Annotated in this window: 24 protein-coding genes; 14 read left to right on the top strand and 10 right to left on the bottom strand. The window is 67.3% G+C overall.

The genetic code is table 11. From position 1 onward, the window contains the following. Positions 1-380 precede the first annotated feature (380 nt). Complete coding sequence (locus ACJH6H_RS11150; protein ID WP_212814301.1) at positions 381-1,043, top strand: DUF1361 domain-containing protein; 663 nt, start codon at positions 381-383, stop codon at positions 1,041-1,043. On the opposite strand, the gene ACJH6H_RS11155 is transcribed toward ACJH6H_RS11150, so the two are convergent. Continuing rightward, positions 1,021-1,683 carry a response regulator transcription factor gene (locus ACJH6H_RS11155; RefSeq protein WP_212814299.1) on the bottom strand — a complete coding sequence of 221 codons (663 nt, stop codon included), beginning with the start codon at positions 1,681-1,683 and terminating at the stop codon, positions 1,021-1,023. The genes ACJH6H_RS11150 and ACJH6H_RS11155 overlap by 23 nt on opposite strands. 280 nt (positions 1,684-1,963) lie before the next feature. On the opposite strand from ACJH6H_RS11155, the gene ACJH6H_RS11160 reads away from it, so the two are divergent. From ACJH6H_RS11160 to ACJH6H_RS11175, 4 genes are all read left to right on the top strand, one after another. Then, positions 1,964-2,197 carry a hypothetical protein gene (locus ACJH6H_RS11160; protein WP_212814297.1) on the top strand — a complete coding sequence of 78 codons (234 nt, stop codon included), beginning with the start codon at positions 1,964-1,966 and terminating at the stop codon, positions 2,195-2,197. A 43-nt stretch (positions 2,198-2,240) separates the two neighbouring features. After that, positions 2,241-2,432, top strand: a complete 192-nt coding sequence (locus ACJH6H_RS11165) for a hypothetical protein (RefSeq protein ID WP_212814295.1) — start codon at positions 2,241-2,243, stop codon at positions 2,430-2,432. Positions 2,433-2,515: 83 nt separating this feature from the next. Further along, on the top strand, positions 2,516-4,060 hold the full coding sequence (locus tag ACJH6H_RS11170; protein WP_212814293.1) for a histidine kinase: 1,545 nt from the start codon (positions 2,516-2,518) through the stop codon (positions 4,058-4,060). A gap of 42 nt (positions 4,061-4,102) precedes the next feature. Further along, on the top strand, positions 4,103-4,468 hold the full coding sequence (locus ACJH6H_RS11175; protein WP_212814291.1) for a response regulator: 366 nt from the start codon (positions 4,103-4,105) through the stop codon (positions 4,466-4,468). Positions 4,469-4,615: 147 nt separating this feature from the next. Here the strand turns inward: ACJH6H_RS11175 and ACJH6H_RS11180 are convergent, their stop codons facing one another. From ACJH6H_RS11180 to ACJH6H_RS11190, 3 genes are all read right to left on the bottom strand, one after another. After that, the gene (locus ACJH6H_RS11180) at positions 4,616-4,753 is read right to left on the bottom strand and encodes a hypothetical protein (protein ID WP_406774847.1); all 138 of its coding nucleotides are present in this window, start codon (positions 4,751-4,753) and stop codon (positions 4,616-4,618) included. Positions 4,754-5,016: 263 nt separating this feature from the next. Further along, positions 5,017-6,243, bottom strand: coding sequence for an FHA domain-containing protein (locus ACJH6H_RS11185; protein ID WP_406774848.1), 1,227 nt, complete (start codon positions 6,241-6,243; stop codon positions 5,017-5,019). Between the two features lie 123 nt (positions 6,244-6,366). Further along, complete coding sequence (locus ACJH6H_RS11190) at positions 6,367-8,298, bottom strand: serine/threonine-protein kinase (RefSeq protein WP_406774849.1); 1,932 nt, start codon at positions 8,296-8,298, stop codon at positions 6,367-6,369. 105 nt (positions 8,299-8,403) lie between these two features. Here ACJH6H_RS11190 and ACJH6H_RS11195 point away from each other — a divergent pair, with 105 nt between their 5' ends. Further along, on the top strand, positions 8,404-9,771 hold the full coding sequence (locus ACJH6H_RS11195; RefSeq protein WP_406774850.1) for an FAD-binding oxidoreductase: 1,368 nt from the start codon (positions 8,404-8,406) through the stop codon (positions 9,769-9,771). Here ACJH6H_RS11195 and ACJH6H_RS11200 read toward each other — a convergent pair. After that, entirely contained in the window at positions 9,746-10,021 is a 276-nt protein-coding gene (locus ACJH6H_RS11200) for a hypothetical protein (protein ID WP_406774851.1), read from the bottom strand. The genes ACJH6H_RS11195 and ACJH6H_RS11200 overlap by 26 nt on opposite strands. Before the next feature lie 142 nt (positions 10,022-10,163). On the opposite strand from ACJH6H_RS11200, the gene ACJH6H_RS11205 reads away from it, so the two are divergent. The 3 genes from ACJH6H_RS11205 to ACJH6H_RS11215 are packed head-to-tail and all read left to right on the top strand — an operon-like array spanning position 10,164 to position 13,096. Next, complete coding sequence (locus ACJH6H_RS11205; protein ID WP_346416253.1) at positions 10,164-10,604, top strand: three-helix bundle dimerization domain-containing protein; 441 nt, start codon at positions 10,164-10,166, stop codon at positions 10,602-10,604. Between the two features lie 45 nt (positions 10,605-10,649). Next, positions 10,650-11,804: an acyl-CoA dehydrogenase family protein gene (locus ACJH6H_RS11210; protein ID WP_406774852.1), complete on the top strand. Its 1,155-nt coding sequence runs from the start codon at positions 10,650-10,652 to the stop codon at positions 11,802-11,804. Beyond that, a complete protein-coding gene (locus ACJH6H_RS11215; protein WP_406774853.1) occupies positions 11,804-13,096 on the top strand; it encodes a ClC family H(+)/Cl(-) exchange transporter in 1,293 nt (430 codons plus the stop codon). Before ACJH6H_RS11210 ends, ACJH6H_RS11215 begins: the two co-directional genes overlap by 1 nt. Before the next feature lies 1 nt (position 13,097). Here the strand turns inward: ACJH6H_RS11215 and ACJH6H_RS11220 are convergent, their stop codons facing one another. Together ACJH6H_RS11220 and ACJH6H_RS11225 are read right to left on the bottom strand one after the other, a co-directional pair. Continuing rightward, positions 13,098-14,111, bottom strand: a complete 1,014-nt coding sequence (locus tag ACJH6H_RS11220) for an NAD-dependent epimerase/dehydratase family protein (protein WP_406774854.1) — start codon at positions 14,109-14,111, stop codon at positions 13,098-13,100. Between the two features lie 271 nt (positions 14,112-14,382). Next, positions 14,383-15,297, bottom strand: coding sequence for an acetoacetate decarboxylase (locus tag ACJH6H_RS11225; RefSeq protein WP_406774855.1), 915 nt, complete (start codon positions 15,295-15,297; stop codon positions 14,383-14,385). 193 nt (positions 15,298-15,490) lie between these two features. Between ACJH6H_RS11225 and ACJH6H_RS11230 the strand changes: the two genes are divergently transcribed. Further along, entirely contained in the window at positions 15,491-16,528 is a 1,038-nt protein-coding gene (locus ACJH6H_RS11230) for an alpha/beta hydrolase (RefSeq protein WP_406774856.1), read from the top strand. After that, entirely contained in the window at positions 16,525-16,962 is a 438-nt protein-coding gene (locus ACJH6H_RS11235; protein WP_406774857.1) for a nitroreductase family deazaflavin-dependent oxidoreductase, read from the top strand. The genes ACJH6H_RS11230 and ACJH6H_RS11235 overlap by 4 nt, the downstream gene beginning before the upstream one ends. 96 nt (positions 16,963-17,058) lie before the next feature. On the opposite strand, the gene ACJH6H_RS11240 is transcribed toward ACJH6H_RS11235, so the two are convergent. Beyond that, entirely contained in the window at positions 17,059-17,751 is a 693-nt protein-coding gene (locus tag ACJH6H_RS11240) for a type 1 glutamine amidotransferase domain-containing protein (protein ID WP_318984909.1), read from the bottom strand. A 153-nt stretch (positions 17,752-17,904) separates the two neighbouring features. On the opposite strand from ACJH6H_RS11240, the gene ACJH6H_RS11245 reads away from it, so the two are divergent. The 3 genes from ACJH6H_RS11245 to ACJH6H_RS11255 are packed head-to-tail and all read left to right on the top strand — an operon-like array spanning position 17,905 to position 21,038. After that, positions 17,905-18,930, top strand: a complete 1,026-nt coding sequence (locus ACJH6H_RS11245) for an AraC family transcriptional regulator (RefSeq protein ID WP_406774858.1) — start codon at positions 17,905-17,907, stop codon at positions 18,928-18,930. Then, positions 18,927-19,982 (top strand): AraC family transcriptional regulator, encoded by a 1,056-nt coding sequence (locus ACJH6H_RS11250; protein WP_346415020.1) that lies wholly within the window; start codon positions 18,927-18,929, stop codon positions 19,980-19,982. The genes ACJH6H_RS11245 and ACJH6H_RS11250 overlap by 4 nt, the downstream gene beginning before the upstream one ends. Positions 19,983-20,042: 60 nt before the next feature. Continuing rightward, positions 20,043-21,038 (top strand): NAD(P)H-quinone oxidoreductase, encoded by a 996-nt coding sequence (locus ACJH6H_RS11255; protein WP_406774859.1) that lies wholly within the window; start codon positions 20,043-20,045, stop codon positions 21,036-21,038. On the opposite strand, the gene ACJH6H_RS11260 is transcribed toward ACJH6H_RS11255, so the two are convergent. Both ACJH6H_RS11260 and ACJH6H_RS11265 read right to left on the bottom strand, forming a co-directional pair. Beyond that, positions 21,035-21,340, bottom strand: a complete 306-nt coding sequence (locus tag ACJH6H_RS11260; RefSeq protein WP_346415018.1) for a three-helix bundle dimerization domain-containing protein — start codon at positions 21,338-21,340, stop codon at positions 21,035-21,037. The genes ACJH6H_RS11255 and ACJH6H_RS11260 overlap by 4 nt on opposite strands. Then, positions 21,337-22,248: a universal stress protein gene (locus ACJH6H_RS11265; protein ID WP_346415017.1), complete on the bottom strand. Its 912-nt coding sequence runs from the start codon at positions 22,246-22,248 to the stop codon at positions 21,337-21,339. Before ACJH6H_RS11265 ends, ACJH6H_RS11260 begins: the two co-directional genes overlap by 4 nt. Positions 22,249-22,409: the final 161 nt, after the last annotated feature.

Consider the following 22,409-nt stretch of genomic DNA (forward strand, 5'->3'; position numbering starts at 1 on the left):
GCGCTCCCGCAGCGTCATCTGGCGTTTCCTGTTGATTTCCAATCGATTTCGTGATGCAGGGTCCGGTTAGCCGGCTACCGCCTTGCGCGGTAGCCGACTAACCTCGTCAAAATGTCTGTGCCACTACCCCGTTGGACAGCGGGATACGCGCGCGGACCACGCAATTGCGTCCGCTGCCGTCGGCGCCTCTGTACCGATCGCCGCCACGCGTCGAATCGACCGTATTGAGTTGTCGCTCGCGTCCGTCAAGGACTGCTCCCCTCCATGGCTCCGCTCGATCAGCTCAGGGCAGGCGCTGCCCTCGGCTTCACATACCCGGGCACGGGCCGGCCGAAACCTCCGAGCCGCAAATTGGGGAAAATCGCAGGCACACTGGTCAGGTGATCGATTTCCGCGGGTACCTGCTGGTCGCCGCCCTGCTCGCCACGACCGCCCTGACACTGGTCCTCGGGATCACCGATCCCGAGGCGCCGCTGTCCTACCCGACCCGGTTCCTGGTGTGGAACATGTTCCTGGCCTGGATCCCGGTACTGTTCGCGGCCGCGTTTGCCGCGGTGACGCGGCGCCGCTGGCTGCTTCCGCTGGGGCTGGGCTGGCTCGCGTTCCTGCCGAACGCGCCGTACCTGGTCACCGACCTGGTCCACCTGGGTGAACGGGACGAGCTGTGGCGCCACGTCCTGCAGTACGGGTTCGCGGCGTGGACCGGCATCCTGCTGGGCACCGTGTCCCTGTTACTGGTGCACAAGCGGATCGATCGCGAGTTCGGACCTGTCTGGGGCTGGCTGACCGTGGTGACGTCCGTGGGTCTCTGTGCGATCGGCGTCGTGATCGGCCGGTTCCAGCGCTGGAACTCCTGGGACCTGGTCACCCGGCCCCACGCGGTCGTGGCGGCCACGTTCGAGTGGGTGCGCTCGCCGCTGTCGTACGTGCAGTCCACCGGGGTCGGGCTGGCGGTCGCCGCGTTCTTCGGGTTGGCCTACGTGACCATCTGGGCACTGGGCGGCGTGTCCCGCCCGCGGGTCAGCGCGAGTCCAGGAAGGTGATGACCGCCAGCACCCGGCGGTGATCTTCACCGGTGTCGGGCAGGTTCAGCTTGCTGAGAATGCTCCGCACGTGCTTCTCGACGGTGCCTTCGGTCACCCAGAGCTGATGCGCGATGCCGGCGTTCGACCGGCCCTCCGCCATCAGGGCCAGCACCTCGTGTTCGCGTTCGGTCAACACCGCCAGCGGGTCTTCCCGGCGCTGCGCCGCGAACAGTTCCTGCACGAGGGCGGGGTCGACCACCGATGCGCCGCCCGTGATGCGGTGCAGCGTCTCGAGGAAGTCGGTCACATCGATGACGCGGCTCTTGAGCAGGTAGCCGATACGCTGGCCGCCGCTGAGCAGTTCCATCGCATGCTCGACGTCGACGTGTGCCGACAACACGAGGATCGCGACATTCGGTAACTCGCCGCGGATCACCTTGGCCGCGTCCAAGCCCTCGGTCGTGTGCGTCGGCGGCATGCGGATATCGGTCACCACCAGGTCGGGGACGGTGTCCCGGACCAAGGCGAGCAGCTCGTCGCTGTCACCGGCCTGCCCGACGACGGTGAAACCCGCGCCGCTGAGCAGGCTCGCCACCCCTTCGCGAAGCAGCACGTCGTCGTCGGCGACGACGACGCGTGTCCCCTCCCGTGCGCCCACTGCGTCCACGTATGTCCTGTTCGTCTCGATCCTGGCCGCCGTGCCGTCAGACGCCGGACGTGCCGCTCATTGCGTTCATCTTGCCTGGCCCCGGTCCCGAGTCGCTCGCGGTCCGGTGAATCGGCCCCGGACCCGCTGACCGGGGGCAGGCATTGCAGCTAGCCCTACCCCCTATTTGGGCGCTGGCATCGACGACACCGGCGACGCCGCGGAGCAATCTGGATACCAGCCGGACACGGCCAACCGAAGAATTCAGAACACCGAAAGCTGGTAGAGGACAATGCATATCACCCGCACCCGGATCATCCCGCTGGCCGCGACCGCCGCAGCGGCCCTGGCCATCGTCGCCGCACCGACCGCGGCGGCCGCGACGCTGCCCACCGGATCCACCGTCACCCAGAGCAGCGGCAACGCCCAGATCGTGGCGACTCCGGGCCCCGCGGCCCAGGAAGCCGGCCAGCTGCAAGAGCCGTTCGGTGGCGACTACGGCTTCCTGCTGTTCCACAACCACTGACCCGATCCCGACCCCTACCGTCCGACCGAAAGCGAGCCCGATCATGAAGAACTCTCTGAAGCGCGCCACCGTGTGGTTGGCCATCGCCGCGGTCGGCGGGGCCCTCGTGGTGGCACCCGTCGCTGCCGCGGACACCGACCCGACCGTCCCCTCCGGCACCGACACCTACAGCCAGTACGTGAACGGCGAACACAACACGAACGCGCCGGCAGGCCACGTCGATCAGTCGTTCTGACGCTTCCGCCAACTCGCCGTCTGCGCCGTCCTGACCGCGGTTAGGGTCGTGACGAGATCAGGCGACCAGACGGGAGGCGGCGGATGAATCCGGCACGATGGAATCCGGCTGTCTCCACCCCGCCGTGGTACATCGGCCTGCTGGTCGCCGCGGGGCTGATCGCTGCCGAGGTAGGGGTGGTGCAGCTGTTGCGCGATCCGCCGCCGCACAGCACGTACGCCATCGTCTTCATGTTCGGCGTGCTGGTCATGAGCGCGGGCTGGGGCCTGGGCCTGTCACTGCTCACCACCGTCGCCAGCACGTTCGCCTATCTGTGGGTGCATCTGGACGGCGGCCCGCTCTTGCCCCTCAAGCCCATCGACGTTCTCACCGTGTCGGTGTTCCTGCCCATCGCCGGGATCGCGAATGTTCTTGGCTGGCAACTGCGTAACCGCGCCCGCGACGCCTACCAGAGCTGGCAGGTCGCCACCGAGGCCACCGAGCGCGTGCGCGAACTCGCCGACCAGCAGGGGGCGCTGCGGCGGGTCGCGACGCAGATCGCCGAAGGCAGATCACCGTCCGACGTCCTATCGGGCGTTGCCGACGAAGTCGCCGCGGTACTGCACGTCCGCAACGCCGGGCTTGTCCGATTCGAGCCGGGCGGCACCGCGACTCTTGTTGCGGCACACGATGAGCCCGGACTCACGGCCGTCTCCGTCGGTACCACGTTGCACCTCGACGGCGACGGCGTCATCGCCGAGGTCCGCTCGACCGGTCGCCCGGCGCGCATGGACACCCACAACGACGCCGGCGGTTCGACGCTTCGCGACCTTGGCCTGCGCGCGTGCGTCGGCGTACCCGTCACCGTCGACGGACAGCTCTGGGGCGCAATGGTTGTCGGCACATCCGGTGCGGATGCACTGCCCGCCGACACCGAGGACTGTCTGAAGGACTTCGCCGAACTCATCGGCACGGCCATCGCGAACGCGCATGCGCGTGCCGAACTCGTCGCGTCCCGCGCCCGCATCGTCACCGCTGCCGACAACGCCCGGCGCGGCATCGAACGCGACCTGCACGACGGCGCCCAGCAGCGCCTGGTCACGCTGGCCCTGCAGGTGCGCACCCTCGAGATGGCCATCCCGCCGGATCCCGCCGAACTGCGGTCCCGCCTCGCCGGCATCGGCGACGGCCTGCGTACCGCGAGCGACGAGCTGCGCGAGCTCGCGCACGGGGTCCATCCCGCGATCCTGTCGCGCGGCGGGCTGCGTCCGGCACTGCGCGATCTTGGCCGGCGCGCACCGCTGCCCGTGGAGGTCAACGTCGATGTCCCGGCGCGGCTGCCCCAGGCCGTCGAGATCGCCGCGTACTACACCGTCGCCGAAGCCCTCACCAACGCCGCAAAGCACGCGCAGGCATCCGTGGTCACCGTGAACGTCCACACCGACGCGACATCGCTGCGCATCTCGGTCGCCGATGACGGGGTCGGTGGTGCGAACCTCGACGCCGGCAGCGGTCTGGTCGGCCTCGAGGACCGGGTGGCCGCACTCGGCGGCAAGCTCCACCTGTCCAGCACCGTGGGCGCCGGCACCACCCTGGTGGCGGAGATGCCGCTGAAAGAGGCCACCGCCGTCGGCACAGATGGCAGCTAGCAGGAATGCCCCGACTGCATCACCCGCGCGACAATGAAGTACATGACGAACGGACGATCTCTGCGATGCGTCATCGTCGATGACAACGCCGACTACCTGGCCGCGGCGACAGCACTGCTGCAGCAGGGCGGCATCGACGTGGTCGGTACGGCGCGGTCACTCTCGGACGGAATGCACACCGTCGAACGGCTGCGGCCGGACATCGCGCTGGTGGACGTGAACCTGGGCGAGGAGAGCGGATTCGACCTTGTCGCCCAACTGAATTCCCATGCGGACACCGCCACCGTCATGGCCATCCTGACTTCCACCTTCACCGAACTGCCCGTCGCCGAGCTGACGGACTCGCCCCCGAGGTTTCTGCCGAAACTCGATCTGTCGGGCGACGCGATCCGCGCCCTCATCGCCTGACGGCCCGAGCCGCACCGGGCCGCGCCACACAGCCGAAACGGCCCGGCTCCCCACCAATGTCACCCCTCGATACCGCCTTCTCATCGAAAACCCTTGGAAGGCAGAAACACTGGTCTGGTGGAGCCGGGCCGGTGGCCGAACGCGCGATCAGAGAGGCTGATCCAGCGCGCCGGCAGACTGGTTGGCCTCGTCGCGGTCTGCGCCGGTGACAGGTGCCGGCGTCAACGCTCCAATGGCGGCGACAGCGGCCAGCCACGGGGCGAAGTGCTTGACGGTGATCTTCATGGTCGGCACGTCCTTTCAGGTCGGTGGCCGGTATTCCGGAGTGCTTCCATCGTCGGTCTGACCTGCACGTTTGTCGCTCCCGCAGGCACCCGTTGTGCCCTTGCAGCTAGCGGGTACACGAAGACGATCCCTGACGTCGCCCACGAGGGCCGCGCGCCCATCGCGGTTGAAGCCAGGTACGCGCTGAGGCCGTCTGAGGTCCCTGAGTTCGGTAACCGACGGCAGATTGCCGCCGTGATCGACGTCAGGGACGTCGTACCTCTTCAGCGGTCAGTACCAGCGGCCGAGCACCTGCCGCCGACGCCGTACTTTTCGGTCGTGGTGCCGCCCTGCTGGGCATGCACGGTGAAGAACCCGGTGATGAATCCCGGTAACGCGGCCGCGAACAGGACGCGCGGCGCACTCCAGCGCGGTTCGGGGTCGGCCATGTCGGCCTGCCAGGCGGCCCGGGGCTTGAAGTCGTAACAGTTCTTCGCGCAGCCCAGACAGGACTCACAGTGACTGTTCGGCGAGGTGACGTACGGCGTCTGCCCGTACGTGCGCTGCAGCGGCAGCAGCGGGCAGATGCTGGAACACCAGCCGCTCTTGCCTTTGAGCAGAAACCCACCGGCGAACGCCGACGCGATGATGACGGCCAGCACCACGCCCATCGCCGGTCCGCTGCGGTCCAGGCCGGCCAGCCGCGCTCCCGCGATACCGAAGAACAGGCCGGCGGCGATCAGGAAGCTGTTGCGCGTCCACCAGCCGGGCGCGGTGGCGGCCCGGCTGAATCCGGCCACCCGGGGCAGTTGATTCGACGCCGACAGTGGGCAGATGTTGCGCCACACACCTGGCGCGATGAAGAACAACGCCGGCCACAGCGGCACGATGACGCGGAAGAAGACGAACAGTCCCGCGGCCGGCCGGACGAACAGTGTCACCACCACCGCGAGATACGCCAGTACGCTGACGACCCGGATCCCGAGCCATGTCCGGCGCGAAATCTTGTGCGGCAGTTCGGTATACGACGGGAACAGGTCCCGAGTCCCGGTCGGATCGATGCCCAGGGCGCGCTCAGCGAGCCGCAGCCCCGCCGGCCGGACCGCCACCGCCGCGGCCGCCGGGACCGGGACGTCGACGAGCTTGATCACCTGCATGGTCCGCGTGGGGTCGTGGGCGGCCGCGGCGACCGGCGCCGGCTCCCCACTCGACAGCTTCGGGGCGTGGATGACGAGAATCTCGGTGCGGCCCAAGCGGATCACGTCGCCGGTCGACAGTGTGCCCCGTCCGGTCAGCGGCACCCCGTTGACGGTGCTGCCGTTGCTGCTGCCCAGGTCGACGACCGACAGCGCGGTCGGGGTGGGAACCAGGCGCAGATGCCGGCGGGACACCTCACTGTCGGCGAGGTTGATGCCATCACACTCGCGGCCGAACTGCACCGGCCTGCTGAGCGTCATGCGGCGGGCCGGTCTGCCCCATTCGCGGATCTCGATCACCGGCGGCTCAGCCATGGTCAGCTCCCCGAGAACTCGTCACCACGCAGCGCCCGGATGATCTGGGCGAAATCGCTGGTGGTCAGCTTAAATCGGTCGGCCTCGGTCCGCTGTCCGATCCGCGCTTTCGGGCCGGCGCTGTCAGTCTCCGGTGCGCACGAACTTGTCGGTGAAATCGCCACCCTTGCATTCGCCGCCGGTCGACGTGTTGGTGCCTCGGCCCTCTAGCGTCGGGATCGGATCCTGGAGATCGGTCGGCAGCGGATATTCCGCGGTGATCTTGACGTGCGTGGTCCCACCGAGCGCGCACGGGACGGTGCCCTCCTCGGTACGCGTCCACTTGCCGCCGGCGAAGATCAATGTGACCACACCGTCCATCGCGTGGAACGCGCTGATACAGCGCTCCCCCGTGCGCAGGCACTGCGTACGCACCTGCAGATCCGGCGCACCGGGGGCGAAACCGCCGACCGCGTACACGATGTTCTCGTGGTAGCGGCCGTGCAATGTCGAGGCCGGCGAGGTGGTGCGTGGCGGTAGGCCGGCGGGGTCGGTCACGCTGCCCAAATCGCCGTCACCGGTGCGGGTGAACGTGACGGTCCGTTTGACGCTGCTGCACCCGTTGACGGCGTTTCGCGTGGTCTCACATGCCAAGGTGCCGTCGGGCCTGGGGGTCAAGAGGAAGACCACCCACACCTCTGTCGGCGCCTCGTCGGGCGCGTCGGTGCATTTCACTGCCCCGGTCCCGACGGCGACCCACTCACCGGATATCTGGTCGAACGTCATGTTCGACACCACGGGCACGGCGCTCTTGCCGGTGTACGACGCATTGGCGATGCACCCGTTGGCACCGCACGATGACCGCACGTCCCACTGACCAGTGATCGCCGGCCCGCCGGGGATCGCCGTGCCCTGCAGATCGGTCGCCGGACCGTATTCGGCGCGGTACCTGCCGCTGAAACCGGTGCCTGCCGCGGTGGCCGCCGGGCTCGGTGCCGCCGGTTGCGCGGTTGGACGATCGTCTCGTCCCAGCAGCTGCACTCCGGCGAACACCACACCGGCGACAACCAGTAGGGCGACCACCGCCAGGACCGCGATGAGCGCGCCGGATCGTGACGACCGCGCCGGCGGTTGGGAAAACTGGGTGGACGGGTTCTGGTACGGCGGTGCGTGTCGGGTGGGCGGCGGCACCGGCGCGGCCATGGTCGGCTGGTTGCGAAAATCGTTGGGCACCATCGTCATCGGTTGGCGCGACTGCTGTTCGAGGGCGTGCGCGAACTCACCGCAACTGGCGAAGCGCGCTGCGGGCGTCTTCGACATGGCCCGGGCCAGTACCGGATCCAGGCCGCGGAGTTCGGGCCGATGCTCCCCCAGGGACGGCGCCGGCGCGGTGACGTGTTTGGTGATGACCACCGCCGGATTGCTGTCGGCGTACGGCGGATTCCCGGTCAGAAGCTGGAATGCCGTGCAGGCCAACGCATATTGATCGGTGCGGCCGTCCATCCCCTCGCCCCGGAGCTGCTCCGGCGCCGCGTACGCGACCGTCCCCACCGCCATGTTCGTCGCGGTGAGCCCCGCCGAGTCGTTCATCGGCCGGGCGATCCCGAAGTCGGCGAGGTAGATGCGAGATGTCTCGGCGTCCAGCAAGATGTTGGCCGGCTTCACATCTCGGTGCAGCAGGCCCCGCCGGTGCGCGTGATCGAGCGCCGACGCCACGGCCTGGATGATCGGCAGCGCCACCTCGGGCGGCATGCCGGTGGGATAGTGCTCACGCAACAGCTGCGCGGCATCGGTCCCGGCCACATAATCCATCGAAATCCAGAGCTGGCCGTCGCACTCGCCCCGGTCGTGGACGCCGAGGATGTTGGGGTGCGACAGTGTGGACACCAGGTCCGCCTCGCGCAGGAATCGCGGTCCGTAGTCGGGATCCGACGTCAGATCGGCCGACAGCACCTTCACGGCGTCCAGTCGCGGCAGCCGCGGATGCGACGCGAGGTACACGCTGCCCATCCCGCCCGCGCCCAGTTTCCGCCGGATGGTGTAACCGGCGAAAACCTGACCCTCGGTGAGCAACACGGGCAAATCGTAGGCCCGCGGGGGTGCCGGCGCAGGCAACGTCGACAAATCCGCCCAGCGGACCAGTCCGGTCCATGACGGCCGCGGTCTCGATACAGTCCGACGATGCACGCCGCCGCACTGAACCGTCTGGCCGATGCCCTGCCCGACGGCGCGCTGATCACCGATCCCGACATCATCGAGCGCTACCGCCGAGATTCGGCAGCCGACCCGAACGCCGGCACCCCCGTCGCCGTGGTGCGCCCCGCCGCTACCGCTGACGTGCAGCAGGTGCTGCGCTGGGCCGCCGAACATCGCGTCGCCGTGGTACCGCGCGGCGCCGGATCGGGCCTGTCCGGCGGGGCCGACGCCGTCGACGGATCCGTGGTGCTCAGCACCGAACGGATGCGGGACATCCGGATCGATCGGGCCACCCGGACAGCCGTGGTGCAGCCGGGCCTGACCAACACCGAGGTCAAGCGCGCGGCTACCGAACACGGTCTGTGGTACCCGCCGGACCCGTCGTCCATCGACATCTCGTCGATCGGCGGCAATGCCGCGACCAACGCGGGCGGCCTGTGCTGCGTGAAGTACGGCGTCACAGGTGATTACGTGCTCGGCATGGAGGTCGTGCTGGCCGACGGCACGGCGTTGCGGCTGGGTGGTCCGTTACTGAAAGACGTTGCGGGACTGTCGTTGACGAAACTGTTCATCGGATCCGAGGGCATTCTGGGAGTCATCACCGAGCTGACGCTGCGGTTGATCCCGGCTCAGCCGCCCGCGTCGACCGTGGTGGCGTTGTTCGACTCCGTCGAGGATGCCGCCAACGCGGTGGTCGCCATCACCGGTGAAATACGGCCGGCCATGCTGGAATTCATGGATCACGCGAGCATCAACGCCGCCGAGGACCACATGCGGATGGGCCTGGACCGGTCTGCCCGAGCGATGTTGTTGATGCAGTCCGACGCGCCGGGGGCCGCAGCGGAAGAAGTGGCGACGATCGTGCTCAACTGCGAGAAGTGCGGTGCCACCGAAGTTTTCGCCACCGATGATCCGGCCGAGGGCGCCGCGTTCACCGCCGCCCGCCGCGGCATGTTCGGCGCGGTCGAGAAGCTCGGCAGCTTGCTGCTCGAGGACGTGGGCGTTCCGATACCGCAACTTCCCGCGTTGGTCACCGGGGTCGAGGACATCGCCGATACCTGCGACGTGCAGATCTACATGGTGGCGCACGCCGGTGATGGCAACACCCATCCGATCATCGTCTACGACCCCACCGACCCCGACGCCACCGACCGCGCCCAGCGCGCGTTCGCCCGCATCATGGAGCTGGCCATCGGGCTCGGCGGCACCATCACCGGCGAGCACGGCGTCGGACGGCTGAAGCGGGACTGGCTACCCGCTCAGCTGGGCGACGACGCCATGGCCCTGACCCGGCGCATCAAAGACGCGCTGGATCCGCAGGGCATTCTCAACCCCGGTGCGGTGCTGCGCTAGTCACCTCGACGTGGGCCCGGACCCGTCCGGCGTCGTCGCACCAGCCCTTGCTCGCGGCGTATGCCAGCATGCCGTCCAGGTTCTGCCGCCATTGGTCGTCATCGCCCCGGCCGGCCAGGTCGGCCAGCACCTCCGGCGCGATCCAGGCGTGCTCGGGTACCTCGATGACCACCTTGAAGGCCGTGAAGTCGTCCGGTTCACGCACCTCGACGAGTGGTGGGATTCCGGTGGGGTCGATGTGCAGGTACATCCGCGCTCCTTCGTTGACGGGCGCCGCCGATTGTGTGCGGGACCACCGGCCGCTGACGGCACGTGTCCCACCCCATGGGGCGAAAAGTCGATCTCACGTGCGCGTCGCCTGGCGGTAACCAACGATCCGTACAGTCGCTGGCATGTCCGAAGAACCCACGAGCCTCGCCGAGCAGACCTTCCGGGATCTGCTCACCGCGGCCATCACGCGGGGAGACCGGCCGCCACCTACCACGATTCTGGGCCCGACCTGCTGGATTGCGCTCGACGCGCTGGCCCGCGAGCACCCGGACGCCACGCCCGAGCGCGTCATCGCGGCGTACGACGCATTCGCGATCGAACATCAGGGCACCGACGGAACCGAGAACGACGTCGAGGCCGAGGTCGATCCCACCACCGCGCGGGCCACCGAATACGCCGCCATCGACGCGCTGGTGGCGCAACTGACCATCACCTACCCGAACATCGACCCCCGGACGGTGCGGGCCGTTGTCCGCCGGATACACGCCGATTTCCACGATCACGCGGTGCGGGACTTCATCCCACTCTTCGTGGAGCAGGCTGCGCACCGGAAACTCGCCTAGACCGACCTGCTTCGAGAGCGGCACCGCCCTGGCAAGGTAGTGCCCGTGTCCACTCACCTGACCGACGAAGAGGCCCTGCTCGTCGCGACCGTGCGCGCGTTCATCGACCGCGACGTCAAGCCCACGGTGCGCGATGTCGAACACGCCAACACCTACCCCGAGGCGTGGATCGAACAGATGAAGCAGATCGGCATCTACGGGCTCGCGATCCCCGACGAGTACGGCGGTTCCCCGGTGTCGATGCCGTGTTATGTCGAAGTGACGCAGGAACTCTCACGCGGGTGGATGAGCCTGGCCGGCGCCATGGGCGGTCACACCGTGGTGGCCAAGCTGATCGGCCTGTTCGGCACCGAGGAACAGAAGCAGACGTACCTGCCGCGCATGGCCACCGGTGAACTGCGCGCGACCATGGCGCTGACCGAACCGGGCGGCGGCTCGGATCTGCAGAACATGTCGACCACTGCCCGCCGGGACGGCACCGACCTGGTGATCAACGGATCCAAGACATGGATCAGCAACGCGCGCCGCTCGGGGCTGATCGCACTGCTGTGCAAGACCGACCCGTCCGCCGAGCCACGGCACAAAGGCATTTCGGTGGTGCTCGTCGAACACGGTCCCGGGCTGACGGTGTCACGCGATCTGCCCAAGCTGGGCTACAAGGGTGTCGAATCCTGCGAGCTGACGTTCGACGGCTACCGCACGCCCGCGTCGTCGATCCTCGGGGGCGAGCCCGGCAAGGGCTTCGGCCAGATGATGAAAGGCCTTGAGACAGGCCGGATTCAGGTGGCCTCGCGTGCACTCGGCGTCGCGACCGCGGCGTTGGAGGACGCGCTCAGATACGCCCGGGAACGGGAAAGCTTCGGGCAGCCGATCTGGAAGCACCAGTCGGTGGGCAACTACCTGGCGGACATGGCCACCAAACTCACCGCGGCGCGCCAGCTGACGCGGTATGCCGCCGAGCGCTACGACAGCGGCGAACGCTGCGACATGGAAGCGGGCATGGCCAAGCTGTTCGCATCCGAGATCGCCATGGAGATCGCGCTCAATGCCGTCCGGATCCACGGTGGCTACGGCTATTCCACCGAATACGACGTCGAACGCTACTTCCGCGACGCCCCGCTGATGATCGTCGGCGAAGGCACCAACGAAATCCAGCGCAACGTCATCGCCGCGCAGTTGGTCGCCCGCGGTGGGCTGTGATGGATAAGGGACGGGCCGGCAACGTCATCGGGTTCGTCCTCGCCGCGGCCGTCGTCGGTGCGATGACCGGTCTGGCGGCGGGCAGCTTCCGCGTGCTGCTCGACTACGCGACGCAGTGGCGCGCCTCGCTGTCGCAGTGGTCTCACGGAAGTTGGTGGGGCCCCATCGTCGTCGCCGCCATCTGCGCCGCCTGCACCGCGCTGGCCGCGTCGCTGGTCCGCCGCGTCGAACCGTTCGCCGAGGGCAGCGGTATTCCGCGCGTCGAGGCAGTGGTCGCCGGGCGCGCCGAACCGGGCCGGTTCCGAATCCTGCCGGTCAAGTACGTCGGTGGACTGCTGGCCCTCGGTTCGGGCCTCGCCCTCGGCCGCGAAGGGCCGTCGGTGCAGATGGGCGGTTCCATCGCCGTCATCGTCGCCTCGGCGACCCGCCGTCCCCAAGCGGATCTGCGCATCCTCGCCGCCGCCGGTGCGGCCGCCGGCCTGGCGACCGCGTTCAACGCGCCGATCGCCGGCGGGGTGTTCGTCCTGGAGGAGCTCGTCAAGCGCTTCGACCCGCGCACCACCGTCGCCACGCTGGTCGCCTCGGCGTCCGGGTTCATGGCGGCCTACCCATTCGTCCGCTCGGGCAGTGAATTCGAGGTGCCGGCCCTGGCCGATCCGGCGCTGGCCGACTCCGGGTGGATACTGGCCGTCGGCGTGCTCACCGGAGTCCTGGGGGTGCTCTACAACAAAGCCATCATGTTCGGCCTGCGCACCGCCGATACCAGCCGCTGGCCGGTCGAGGTCCGTGCCGCGCTCATCGGCGCCGGCGTCGGTGTGCTGGTCTGGTACTCCCCCAACCTCGCAGGTGGCGGCGACCACCTCACCCAGGAAGCGCTGCTGGGCCACGGCGCCATCGGTGCCGTCACGGCGGTGCTGGTGCTGCGTTTCGTCCTGGGCGTGGTGTCGTATGCCGCGGGTACACCGGGCGGCCTGTTCGCACCGATGCTCGTCCTCGGCGCCGATGTCGGACTGATCGTCGGCCTGATCGCGACCCATGTCGCGCCACAATCGGCGCCTGCTCCGGCGGCCCTTGCCCTCATCGGCATGGCAGCGTTCTTCACCGCCACCGTCCAGGCGCCGGTGACGGGCCTCATCCTCGCCACCGAACTCACGGGCAGCGCGAACCAGCTGCCCCCGATGCTCGGTGCCTGTGCGACGGCGCTATTGGTCGCCATCGCACTCGGCTCGCGACCGATCTACGACCTGCTCACCGACCGGGCAGCCGCTGCCGCCACAGCCGCGAAAACGTAGCTCAGCGCAGATTGCCTGCGTATATGCTTGCCAGCGCACCGATTTCGATGAGCCACAGCAGGGTGTCGCGGGCGGTTTCCTCGAACGGCCGCGCGACGACGCCGAGGTCCTCCGTGGTGGGCGACGTGTCGAAGCGGGTGTCCCGCTCGGCGAGCTCGACGGTCTCGACGTCCGCGGGGAGGTGAATGTCGTCCGGCAGCACCTTGTTGAGCAGTTCCACGAAACGGCTGAAGGGCTTGGCCACGATGGACGGCGTCGTCACGAATGGCAGCCAGCGTCCGGTGATCTTGTGCAGCGTGCCGTGCATCAGGTCCCCGGTCAGGTGATGGCCGGGCACCACATAGCGACGCGGTCCGTTGCCCCGCACCATGCATGCGGCGACGACATCGGCGACATCGCGGACGTCGACGTAGTGGGCACCGCCCCTCGGCCACACGGGAAGCCAGCCCTTCACGATCCAGGTGAACAGCTCGACCTGCGTCCCCAGATACGGATCGTGCGGCCCCAACACGCCACCGGGGTACACCGACACCACGGGAGCCCCGCCCGATTGGAACGCTCGAATCTGTACCTCTGACTCACGTTTCGACTTGGCGTACGGCAGGTCCACGTCGCCCAGCGGCAGATCGGGTCCGCCGCCGTCGCGACACGTGAGGGCCACCGTCGATGAAATGTGCACGATGGGGTCGAGACCGCGTTCCACGGCACCGCCCACGACCAATTCCGTTGCGCGGAGGTTGGTCCGGGTGATCTCGGCGGCTCGGCGCGCGTCGAGACTGAACACGGCGGCCGCGTGGACGACGGCGTCGACACCGTCTAGTCCGGCAGCGACCACGTCAGGATCCAGCACATCTCCGACGACGATGTCATCGACCGAAACACCCAGCGGTTCAAGTGATATCGGCACCTGCTCCGCCCGCCGAACCAGCATCCGCACGTCGTGTCCGTCCCGGATCAGCGCGGCAACGATATGCGCCCCGACAAAGCCCGTCCCCCCGGTCACCAGAACCTTCATCGTCCGTCCTTCCCCGGGGCTCGCCGGCCATTGTCGGTATGGCGCCGACCCCGCACAGGCCGCTGGGCCGCGTCGCCGCCCGCACCCTATCCCCGACCCGCGGCCATTCGCTGGAAATCCGGATCACGCTTCGGCGTCACTATCGGCACCATCGCCGGCGACGGCCGCCCTGAGCTTCTCGACCGCGTGCCGGCCGATGTCGACGGAGTTCTGGACGATTCCGGAAATCCCTTCTGCGACATCACCTCTGATAACCCGCCCATGTACCCGATCAGCCGAAGGCGTTCAGCGGCCGCGGCAGGTTCAGGACCAACTGCGCATCCTTGGCGATGTCCAGGCTCAAGACCCGGGACGCGCCGAGCCCGTCGAGCAGGTCGCTGAGCGGGCCGCCGTTACGGGCGATGGTCACGTCGCGAGGGAAGCTGCGCTGCGCGTACGACAGCGTGTTGGACTGCACCGACGTCTGGTGCCACTGGCCGTCGACCAGATGGATCATGGTGTTGGTACCCATGCGGGACTGCGACGGCACGTCGGTGAACTCGGGCAGCGGCGCGTGCAGCGTCACATCGGGTTTCCCTGTGGGCCCGTCGATCTCGGCGTGCACGGCGTCACTGATGTCGACGCTGATGTCGGTGCGCCACTTCGGCAGCTGGTAACCGTTGACTCCGCGAACCCGGGCGATCTCGGTGGTGACCGGTAGCGCCAGCACGTGCGCGTAGAAGTTCCTGCGCCGCAGGGCATTCAGCAGTTCGAGTTCGGGCAGCAGGCCCGACACCACGCCGTGGTCTCCGGGCTTGCGGATGACGGCGGCAACGGACACCTCATCGTAGGGGTCGTTGTCGCACACCGCGTACGAGAAGAACGTCAGCGCGGCGATGCCGTAACCGGGCACGGCGCGCAATGGCTCCAGCGGTGCGGGGAGCATCGCGGACAAACGGTCCAGCGGCGCAAGCAGATTCGCCTGAACGATGCTGGCGCGGTAGTAGAAGTTCGGCGCCCACAACGGCCCCACCCGTGAGTCGACCTGAACCTTCGGGATGCGCCGGAACCAGTCGATGTTGCCTACCGTGGGGTCTTGTGCCACCTCGTCCAGATTCGGGTTCGAGCGGTAGCGGTCGTAGTAACCGCCCTTCGGCACCTCGACGGTCTGGCCGGCGAATTCGACCTCGGTGAGTTGCGTAGCCATGGTGATGGACCTCGTCCTTCGTAGGGATTGACAGCTCAAGGCTGACAGCAGTCGGCCACGGTCCACAGGTGTCGGATGGCCAATAACTTGTGATAAGTGGCCAAACAGGTGTCAGGGTGCAGGCAAGTGGACAACTATCGATCAGGTCCCACCTCGTTGAGCAGTTCCACCCCGTGAGCATGAGGAGACAACCATGACCGACATCAAGCCGGTGCTCGAGCCCGAGGCCCTCGCCTTCTGCCAGGCCACCGACACACCGCCAATCCTCTACCAGCTGCCGCCGGCCGAAGGCCGCAAGACGGTCGACGAGGTGCAGTCCGGCGCAGTCCAGATGCCCGACGTCGACGACGAGTGGATCACCGTCGAGGGTGGACCCACGGGCTCGGTGCAGGTCCGCATCGTCAAGCCCGCCGGGACCACCGGCCCCCTGCCGGTGATCTTCTACATCCATGGCGCGGGCTGGGTATTCGGCAACGCCCACACGCACGACCGCCTGGTCCGGGAACTGGCCGTCGGTGCCGACGCCGCCGTGGTGTTCCCCGAGTACGACCTGTCCCCCGAGGCCAAGTATCCGACCGCCATCGAGCAGAACTACGCCGCCGCACAATGGGTCTTCGCCCACGGCGCCGAAAAAGGTTTGGATTCTTCGCGATTCGCGGTGTCCGGCGATTCGGTGGGTGGCGACATGGCCGCCGTGCTCACGCTCATGGCCAAGGACCGGGGCGACGTGACGATCTGCCACCAGGTGCTGCTCTACCCCGTCACCGCGGCGGACTTCGACACGCCGTCGTATCACCAGTTCGCCGAACACTACTTCCTGAGCCGCGAGGGCATGAAGTGGTTCTGGGATCAGTACACCGAGAACGACGCGCAACGCGATGAGATCTACGCGTCACCGTTGCGTGCCACCGTCGAGCAGCTCGAAGGCCTACCACCGGCTCTGGTGATCACTGCCGAGGCCGACGTCCTGCGCGACGGCGGCGAGGCCTACGCCGCGAAACTGCGCGAGGCCGGTGTGCCTGTCGTGCAGGTGCGGTTCGGCGGCATCATCCACGACTTCATGATGCTCAACGCGCTCCGTTCAACCCACGCGGCCACTGCCGCAATCAAACTCGCGCAGGACACGCTGCGCACCGCACTGCAGGAAGAAGACACCATGACGACATTCGCGTCTCCGCCCGTGGCCGGCGCCCGCGCCGCACTGCTGCGCCGTCTCCCGGGCGTCAAATGAACAGCAACACGTTGAGTGACGCCGGTGCCAAGCTCATGAACCGCGCACACCGGCTGATCCTGACCCTCAGCGGAAACAGGCTGTTGGCCAAACCCTTCGGCATGGCGCTGGTGGAGTTGCATACGACAGGTCGCAAGTCGGGGCTGCCGCGGTCCTGCTATCTGACGTCGCCCGTGCACAATTCGGGTCAGGTCGTGCTCGTCGCCTCCAAGGGCGGCGACGACCGCAACCCGGACTGGTACCGCAACCTCCAGGCCAACCCCGAGTGCGAGATCGTGATAGACGGACAGCGCCGGCAGATGTCTGCGCGCACCGCAACAGCCGCAGAAAAGGCCGAGCTGTGGCCGAAGATCGTATCCGCCTACCGGGGCTACGCCGACTACCAACGACGGACCAGCCGGGACATACCGGTCGTGATCTGCGAGCCGAGATGACCAACCAGGCCGCGACTGTGCGATCAGCGCCTCTCAACCATGGATCTGACGATCTGTGCGCACCCTCGACCCGAATCTGCCCGGCTCGGAGGGAAACTAGCCGCGCCCGAGGACTTCGACGACCTTCTTGGCCGTGGCTTTCGCGGAGCCGGGGTTCTGCCCGGTCACGAGGCGACCGTCGGCAACGACGTACGAAGCGAAGGGAATGAGCCCCTTTTCGTAGAGTGCGCCGCGCTTCTTCATTTCTTCTTCGACGTTGTAGGGCACCAGCTTGTCGACGCGGGCCACGACTTCCTCGGTCCAGGAGAAGCCGGTGAGTTTGCGGCCCGCCACGAGCAGCGAGCCGTCCGAAAGCGTGGTGTTCAGCAGCCCGGCGTAGCCGTGGCAGACCGAGGACACGACTCCCCCGCGTTCGAAGATTTCCCGCGAGATACGTTGCAGTCCTTCGCTGTCCGGGAAGTCGAACATCACCGCGTGGCCGCCGGTGAAGTAGATGGCGTCGAAATCCGCCGAGTCGATGTCCGCCGGCGCGGCGGTGTCGGCCAGCAGCGCCATCTTGGCGGCGTCGGCTTTCCAGGCTTTGGCGCTCTTGTCGAAGTTGGGGAACTTCAGCGACCGCGGCTCCAGCGGCGAGAGCCCACCCTGGGGGCTGACGATGGTCTGCTCGTAGCCGGCCTCGGCGAAGACGTGGTAGGCATGCGTCAGCTCCGACAGCCACAAGCCGGTCGGCTCGGACGGGTCCTCGTAGTGCGAGACGTTGGTGACGACGTTCAGGATGCGCTTGGTCATACGGCAAGAATTCCGCAGGCGGGAATGCGGCGCTACGAGTTGGCCACTTCTCACAACTTGTTGGCCATTCATCACCTATTGCGTGAGACGGCTCGGCCCCTAGGCTCGGTACCGCAGGGTGACAGCAATCGGATTCGGCCGAATGAGGAGCATGTGAGTACGCACGATGTTCTCCGCTCACCGGCGGGGGTGGCTCTGCTCGTCGACCTCGCGACCGAACACGGAATGCCCGCCACCGCATCACTGCATGGCACGTCGCTGACCCGCTCCGCCCTCGATGACCTGGACGCCGAAGTGCATCTGCGCGACGAGATCCAGATCATCACCAATATGCTTGGCGCCCTTGATGTCCCCGGCCTCGGCATCGAAGCCGGGCTGCGCTGCCATGCCGCCTCGCCCGGAATCTGGGGCCTGGCGCTGATGAGCTCGCGCACGTTGGGCGAGGCGATGCAGGTGGGCGTATCGCTGGCTGCGCTCAGTTTCTGCCTGTGCCGGCTCACGGTGTCGCCCGACATGACGGACGGCTACGGCCGGCTGATTCTCGACCCGTCCCACCTGCCGTCCGACCTGCGTCAGTTCGCCGTCGAGCGCGACAGCACCGGTATCCAGACGCTGCAGCGTGACCTGCTCATGTCATCGGACGCCCAGCTACAGGTCGCGTACACCACCGAGCGGCCCGCGGATGACATCGTGCGGAAGTACGTCGACATCTTCGGCGTCGAGCCCGAGTTCGGCGCACCGCAGAACTGCCTCATCGTCAGCCTCGACGCGTTGAACAAACCACTGCCCCAGGCGAACCAGTACGCGCGCTCGATGGCCGAGAAGCAAGCCGTCGAACTGCTGCGACAGCGGTCTGCGCGTGCCGGTGTCGCCGGCCTCCTGCGCGACATGATGCTGTCGAGTCCGGCGCCCGTGCTGACACTCGACGAGGCCGCACGGCAGCTGACTGTCAGCGCGCGCACGCTACGCCGGCACCTCGCTCAGGAGGGAGTGTCGCTGCGCGATCTGCAGGAGGAAACCCGTGAGGCACTCGCCGAGGAACTGGTCGCGAGCGGGATGCCCGTTGCCGAAATAGCCGACCGCCTCGGCTATTCGCAGACCTCCAGCTTCACGCAGGCGTTCGGCCGGTGGAAGGGCGTCGGGCCCCGCGAGTACCGCGAGCGATTGCGCGACCGATGACGACGCTTGACCTGCACTCCAAGCGGTCTGCCGCGAGCTTGACGGTGATGCTCGACTGGGCCGCCGACTTCGGCTTGACCGCGCAGCAATGCCTCGCCGGCACCAGGATCCCACCCGCGGCGATTCGCGTTCCCGATGCCGAGGTCACCGCGCAGCAGGAACTCAGGGCCATCACCAATATCGTTGCCGCGTTGGGTGATCAGCCCGGCCTCGGCCTGCAGGCGGCGGCCCGGTACCCGGTCACGGCGTTCGGGCTGTGGGGATTCGCCATCCTGACCAGTCCGACCTTGGGCGAGGCGATCGATGTCGCCGTGCGATTCGTTCAATTGAGTTACGCCTTCTGCACTTTCGAGACCCGACGACACGGTGACGATCTGACGATCGTCATCGACGCCCGGGCCGTGCCGGCACCGATCCGCAGGTTCGTCCTGGAGCGCGACGCAGCGGCCATCCCCAACCTGTACCGGGAAATTCTGGGCGCCACCCCGCCGCCGAGCCGCATCAGCTTCGCCCTCCCCGATCCGGGGCCGGCCGTGACGTTCTATGAAGACATGTTCGGCTCCACGCCGGAATTCGATGACACCGAAACATCGGTCACCATCGGGTCCGGCCTGCTGAATATTCCTCTGCCGCAAGCCAGTAGCCACACCGCCAAGCTCACCGAGCAGCAGTGCCGGATGCTGCTCGAACAGCGGGAAGCCCGTACCGGCCGGGCCGGCCTGGTCCGTGACCTGCTGCTGGCCGACCCCGCCAACCCGCCGAGCCTGGCCCAGGTGGCGGACCGACTCTCGTGCAGTACCCGAACGTTGCGCCGCCAATTGGAGGCCGAGGGCACGTCGTTCCGGAAACTGCTCGACGAAGTGCGCCACCACCTCGGGACGGAGCTGTTGCAGAGCGGCATGACGGTCGAGCAGGTGTCCAACCGGCTGGGCTACACCGATGTCAGCAACTTCTCCCACGCCTTCCACCGCTGGAACGGCTCCAGCCCACGGGCTTACCTGGCACGCCGGAAGACCTACCCGAACAGACCCACGAGAAGTACCAGGCACTGACCACAATCAGAGTCCGTCGACCACAACCAACCCAATTCCCCATCCCCGGAGGCAAATAACATGTACGCGACAACTCTCAACGGCCACGGCGAGCCCGAGGTGATGGAATGGGCCGAGGTCGACGACCTTCCCGCGCCCGGGCCCGGTCAGGTCGCCATCGAGGTGGTGGCGGCCGGTGTCAACCGGGCCGATGTCATGCAGCGCATGGGCTTCCATCCGCCGCCGCCGGGCGCCAGCGACATTCCGGGCCTTGAGGTCTCCGGTTACATCGCTGAAGTCGGTGCCGGAGTGCAGGATTGGGCACCCGGTGACGCGGTGTGTGCTCTGCTGGCCGGCGGTGGGTACGCCGAACGTGTCAACGTCGCCGCCAGCCATGTGCTGCCCGTGCCTCAGGGCGTGAGCGTCACGGCCGCGGCGGCGCTGCCGGAAACCGCGGCCACCGTCTGGTCGAATGTGGTGATGACCGGTGGTCTACAGAGCGGGCAGACGCTGCTGATCCACGGCGGCGGCAGCGGAATCGGCACGCACGCAATACAAGTCGGCCGCGCACTCGGGGCCAACGTGGCGGTGACGGCCGGCACACAATTCAAGCTGGACGCCTGCCGCGAACTCGGCGCGCGGACGTTGATCAACTATCGCGACCAGGATTTCCCGGCGGTGGTCAACGCCGAATACTCTGGCGCCGACGTCATTCTTGACATCATGGGCGGCAGTTACCTCGGCAAGAATGTCGACGCCCTCGCCGAGAACGGCCACCTGACCATCATCGGCTTACAGGGTGGCGCCGTCGCCGAACTGAATCTCGGCACGCTGCTGTTCAAACGAGGATCGGTACATGTGACGAACCTGCGGCGCCGGCCGGAGGAAGGCCCCGGCTCCAAAGCCGAGATCATCAGCGCGCTGCGGCAGCATCTGTGGCCACTGATCGACGCCGGAGCGGTGGTGCCTGTCGTCGCGGCGGAGGTGCCGATCACCGACGCCCCTGAGGCGCACCGCCTGCTCGACTCCGACAAGACCGTCGGAAAGGTGCTGCTGACCGTCCGGGATGCCGACTAGCAGCCCAAATCACTGCCACGCCGAATGCGGTCGGCGACGATTCGCTCGACCAACAGTGGGACGAACGCTTGAATTCGGGCATCCGCGAACTGCATCGCAGTCTCCCGGCACCAGCTCGCGATCTCCGCATCCCGCGCGGTATCGTGGCGCCCCTCGCGAAGAGCGAGTTTCGCCGCAACGTGGGCAATCCAGTCCGTACCCGCGGTGTCACGGGACTGCCGCGTCCCGAATTCGGTCGCCACCGACCCTTGTCTGGTTGCCGACTGGGTGCGCCGGATCGGCTCATGCAGCACCTGGGTCATGACTGCCCTGCCGTCAGCAGCTCGGTCGAACTCTGGTGGCAAGCTGTTCCATTGCCACTTGATGGGCGGTAGGCCGGCCGGACGAACAACAGTGTGCAGTCCGAACCTTTCAAGGTTTTGCGCATTTCGTCGCTGGTCAGTTCCGCAACCAAGTCCCGGTCGTCACCCGGCACGATGACAAGCTGGTCGATGCATGCACTCTGCCGCAGCAAGTTGCTCAGATGCCCCGGCATCGCCAGGGTGACCGACTCGAGGTAACTGTTGTCCGCGGCCCTCAAATACCGCTCCAGAGCGGCGTGCACCGGATTTCTGACATCGACCGGCGCCCCCGAATGCGACCAGGGCTCCAGCATCAGAATCGGCGCATCACGCCATGCCGAATCAGACTCGGCAGCCTTCAATACGGCCGTGGCAGAGGCTGATTCGTCCAGGACGGCCACGATCCACTTGCGATGGTCGAACTCGCGATGTTTCCGCCGGATGATCGCGACCGAGCCTGGCGCGCTCCGGGCCACCTCAACAGCCGTCGATCCGCGCGGAGCATCAGGCGTGTCATGTGTTCCGCGGTCGCCGACGCACACCACAGCCGCCTGGCGGGACTCATCGGCAAGGCATTCAGCCGGGCTGCCCGAGAGAATCTCTGATTCGAGCTTCACGTCGACGCGTGTAGCGGTCACGGCTTTCCACGCCTTGTGTAACGCGTGCTGAGCGCGGTCGATGCTCTCCTGGCTGTCGGCATGATCCGAGTCGATGACGTAGACCAGCCGCAACGTGGTGTCCCGGCTCGCCGCCTCGAGTGCGGCCCAGCGCGCAGCGCGCACCGCATGTTTCGAACCGTCGATGCCGACGACGACCGGGTTGACCGGGGCTTGGATGTTCATCAAAGGTCCTTGTGCCGTAGTGGTCATGCAGCTCTCCGATGACATCTGACCGCACTGCTCGAACACGGCATAGTGTCGAAGGTCCTCGCGGGATCCGAAAAGTGCTCTGTCGACACCCGATGACGTGCTTGACCGCCAACTGCCGAGGTAATGATGACTTCCGACCCTGTGCGAAGCGTCCGAACCGT

This window comes from Mycobacterium sp. SMC-21, assembly GCF_045310825.1.
Classification (GTDB): domain Bacteria; phylum Actinomycetota; class Actinomycetes; order Mycobacteriales; family Mycobacteriaceae; genus Mycobacterium.

Excerpts from the sequence above, each read along its gene's own strand:
- ACJH6H_RS11235 (WP_406774857.1), top strand. The coding sequence starts at position 16,525 with ATGAACAGCAACACGTTGAGTGACGCCGGTGCCAAGCTCATGAACCGC.
- ACJH6H_RS11230 (WP_406774856.1), top strand. The coding sequence starts at position 15,491 with ATGACCGACATCAAGCCGGTGCTCGAGCCCGAGGCCCTCGCCTTCTGC.
- ACJH6H_RS11215 (WP_406774853.1), top strand. The coding sequence starts at position 11,804 with ATGGATAAGGGACGGGCCGGCAACGTCATCGGGTTCGTCCTCGCCGCG.
- ACJH6H_RS11180 (WP_406774847.1), bottom strand. The coding sequence starts at position 4,753 with ATGAAGATCACCGTCAAGCACTTCGCCCCGTGGCTGGCCGCTGTCGCC.
- ACJH6H_RS11165 (WP_212814295.1), top strand. The coding sequence starts at position 2,241 with ATGAAGAACTCTCTGAAGCGCGCCACCGTGTGGTTGGCCATCGCCGCG.
- ACJH6H_RS11225 (WP_406774855.1), bottom strand. The coding sequence starts at position 15,297 with ATGGCTACGCAACTCACCGAGGTCGAATTCGCCGGCCAGACCGTCGAG.
- ACJH6H_RS11265 (WP_346415017.1), bottom strand. The coding sequence starts at position 22,248 with ATGACCACTACGGCACAAGGACCTTTGATGAACATCCAAGCCCCGGTC.
- ACJH6H_RS11170 (WP_212814293.1), top strand. The coding sequence starts at position 2,516 with ATGAATCCGGCACGATGGAATCCGGCTGTCTCCACCCCGCCGTGGTAC.
- ACJH6H_RS11195 (WP_406774850.1), top strand. The coding sequence starts at position 8,404 with ATGCACGCCGCCGCACTGAACCGTCTGGCCGATGCCCTGCCCGACGGC.
- ACJH6H_RS11175 (WP_212814291.1), top strand. The coding sequence starts at position 4,103 with ATGACGAACGGACGATCTCTGCGATGCGTCATCGTCGATGACAACGCC.
- ACJH6H_RS11205 (WP_346416253.1), top strand. The coding sequence starts at position 10,164 with ATGTCCGAAGAACCCACGAGCCTCGCCGAGCAGACCTTCCGGGATCTG.
- ACJH6H_RS11255 (WP_406774859.1), top strand. The coding sequence starts at position 20,043 with ATGTACGCGACAACTCTCAACGGCCACGGCGAGCCCGAGGTGATGGAA.
- ACJH6H_RS11200 (WP_406774851.1), bottom strand. The coding sequence starts at position 10,021 with ATGTACCTGCACATCGACCCCACCGGAATCCCACCACTCGTCGAGGTG.
- ACJH6H_RS11185 (WP_406774848.1), bottom strand. The coding sequence starts at position 6,243 with ATGGCTGAGCCGCCGGTGATCGAGATCCGCGAATGGGGCAGACCGGCC.
- ACJH6H_RS11250 (WP_346415020.1), top strand. The coding sequence starts at position 18,927 with ATGACGACGCTTGACCTGCACTCCAAGCGGTCTGCCGCGAGCTTGACG.
- ACJH6H_RS11260 (WP_346415018.1), bottom strand. The coding sequence starts at position 21,340 with ATGACCCAGGTGCTGCATGAGCCGATCCGGCGCACCCAGTCGGCAACC.
- ACJH6H_RS11160 (WP_212814297.1), top strand. The coding sequence starts at position 1,964 with ATGCATATCACCCGCACCCGGATCATCCCGCTGGCCGCGACCGCCGCA.
- ACJH6H_RS11240 (WP_318984909.1), bottom strand. The coding sequence starts at position 17,751 with ATGACCAAGCGCATCCTGAACGTCGTCACCAACGTCTCGCACTACGAG.
- ACJH6H_RS11220 (WP_406774854.1), bottom strand. The coding sequence starts at position 14,111 with ATGAAGGTTCTGGTGACCGGGGGGACGGGCTTTGTCGGGGCGCATATC.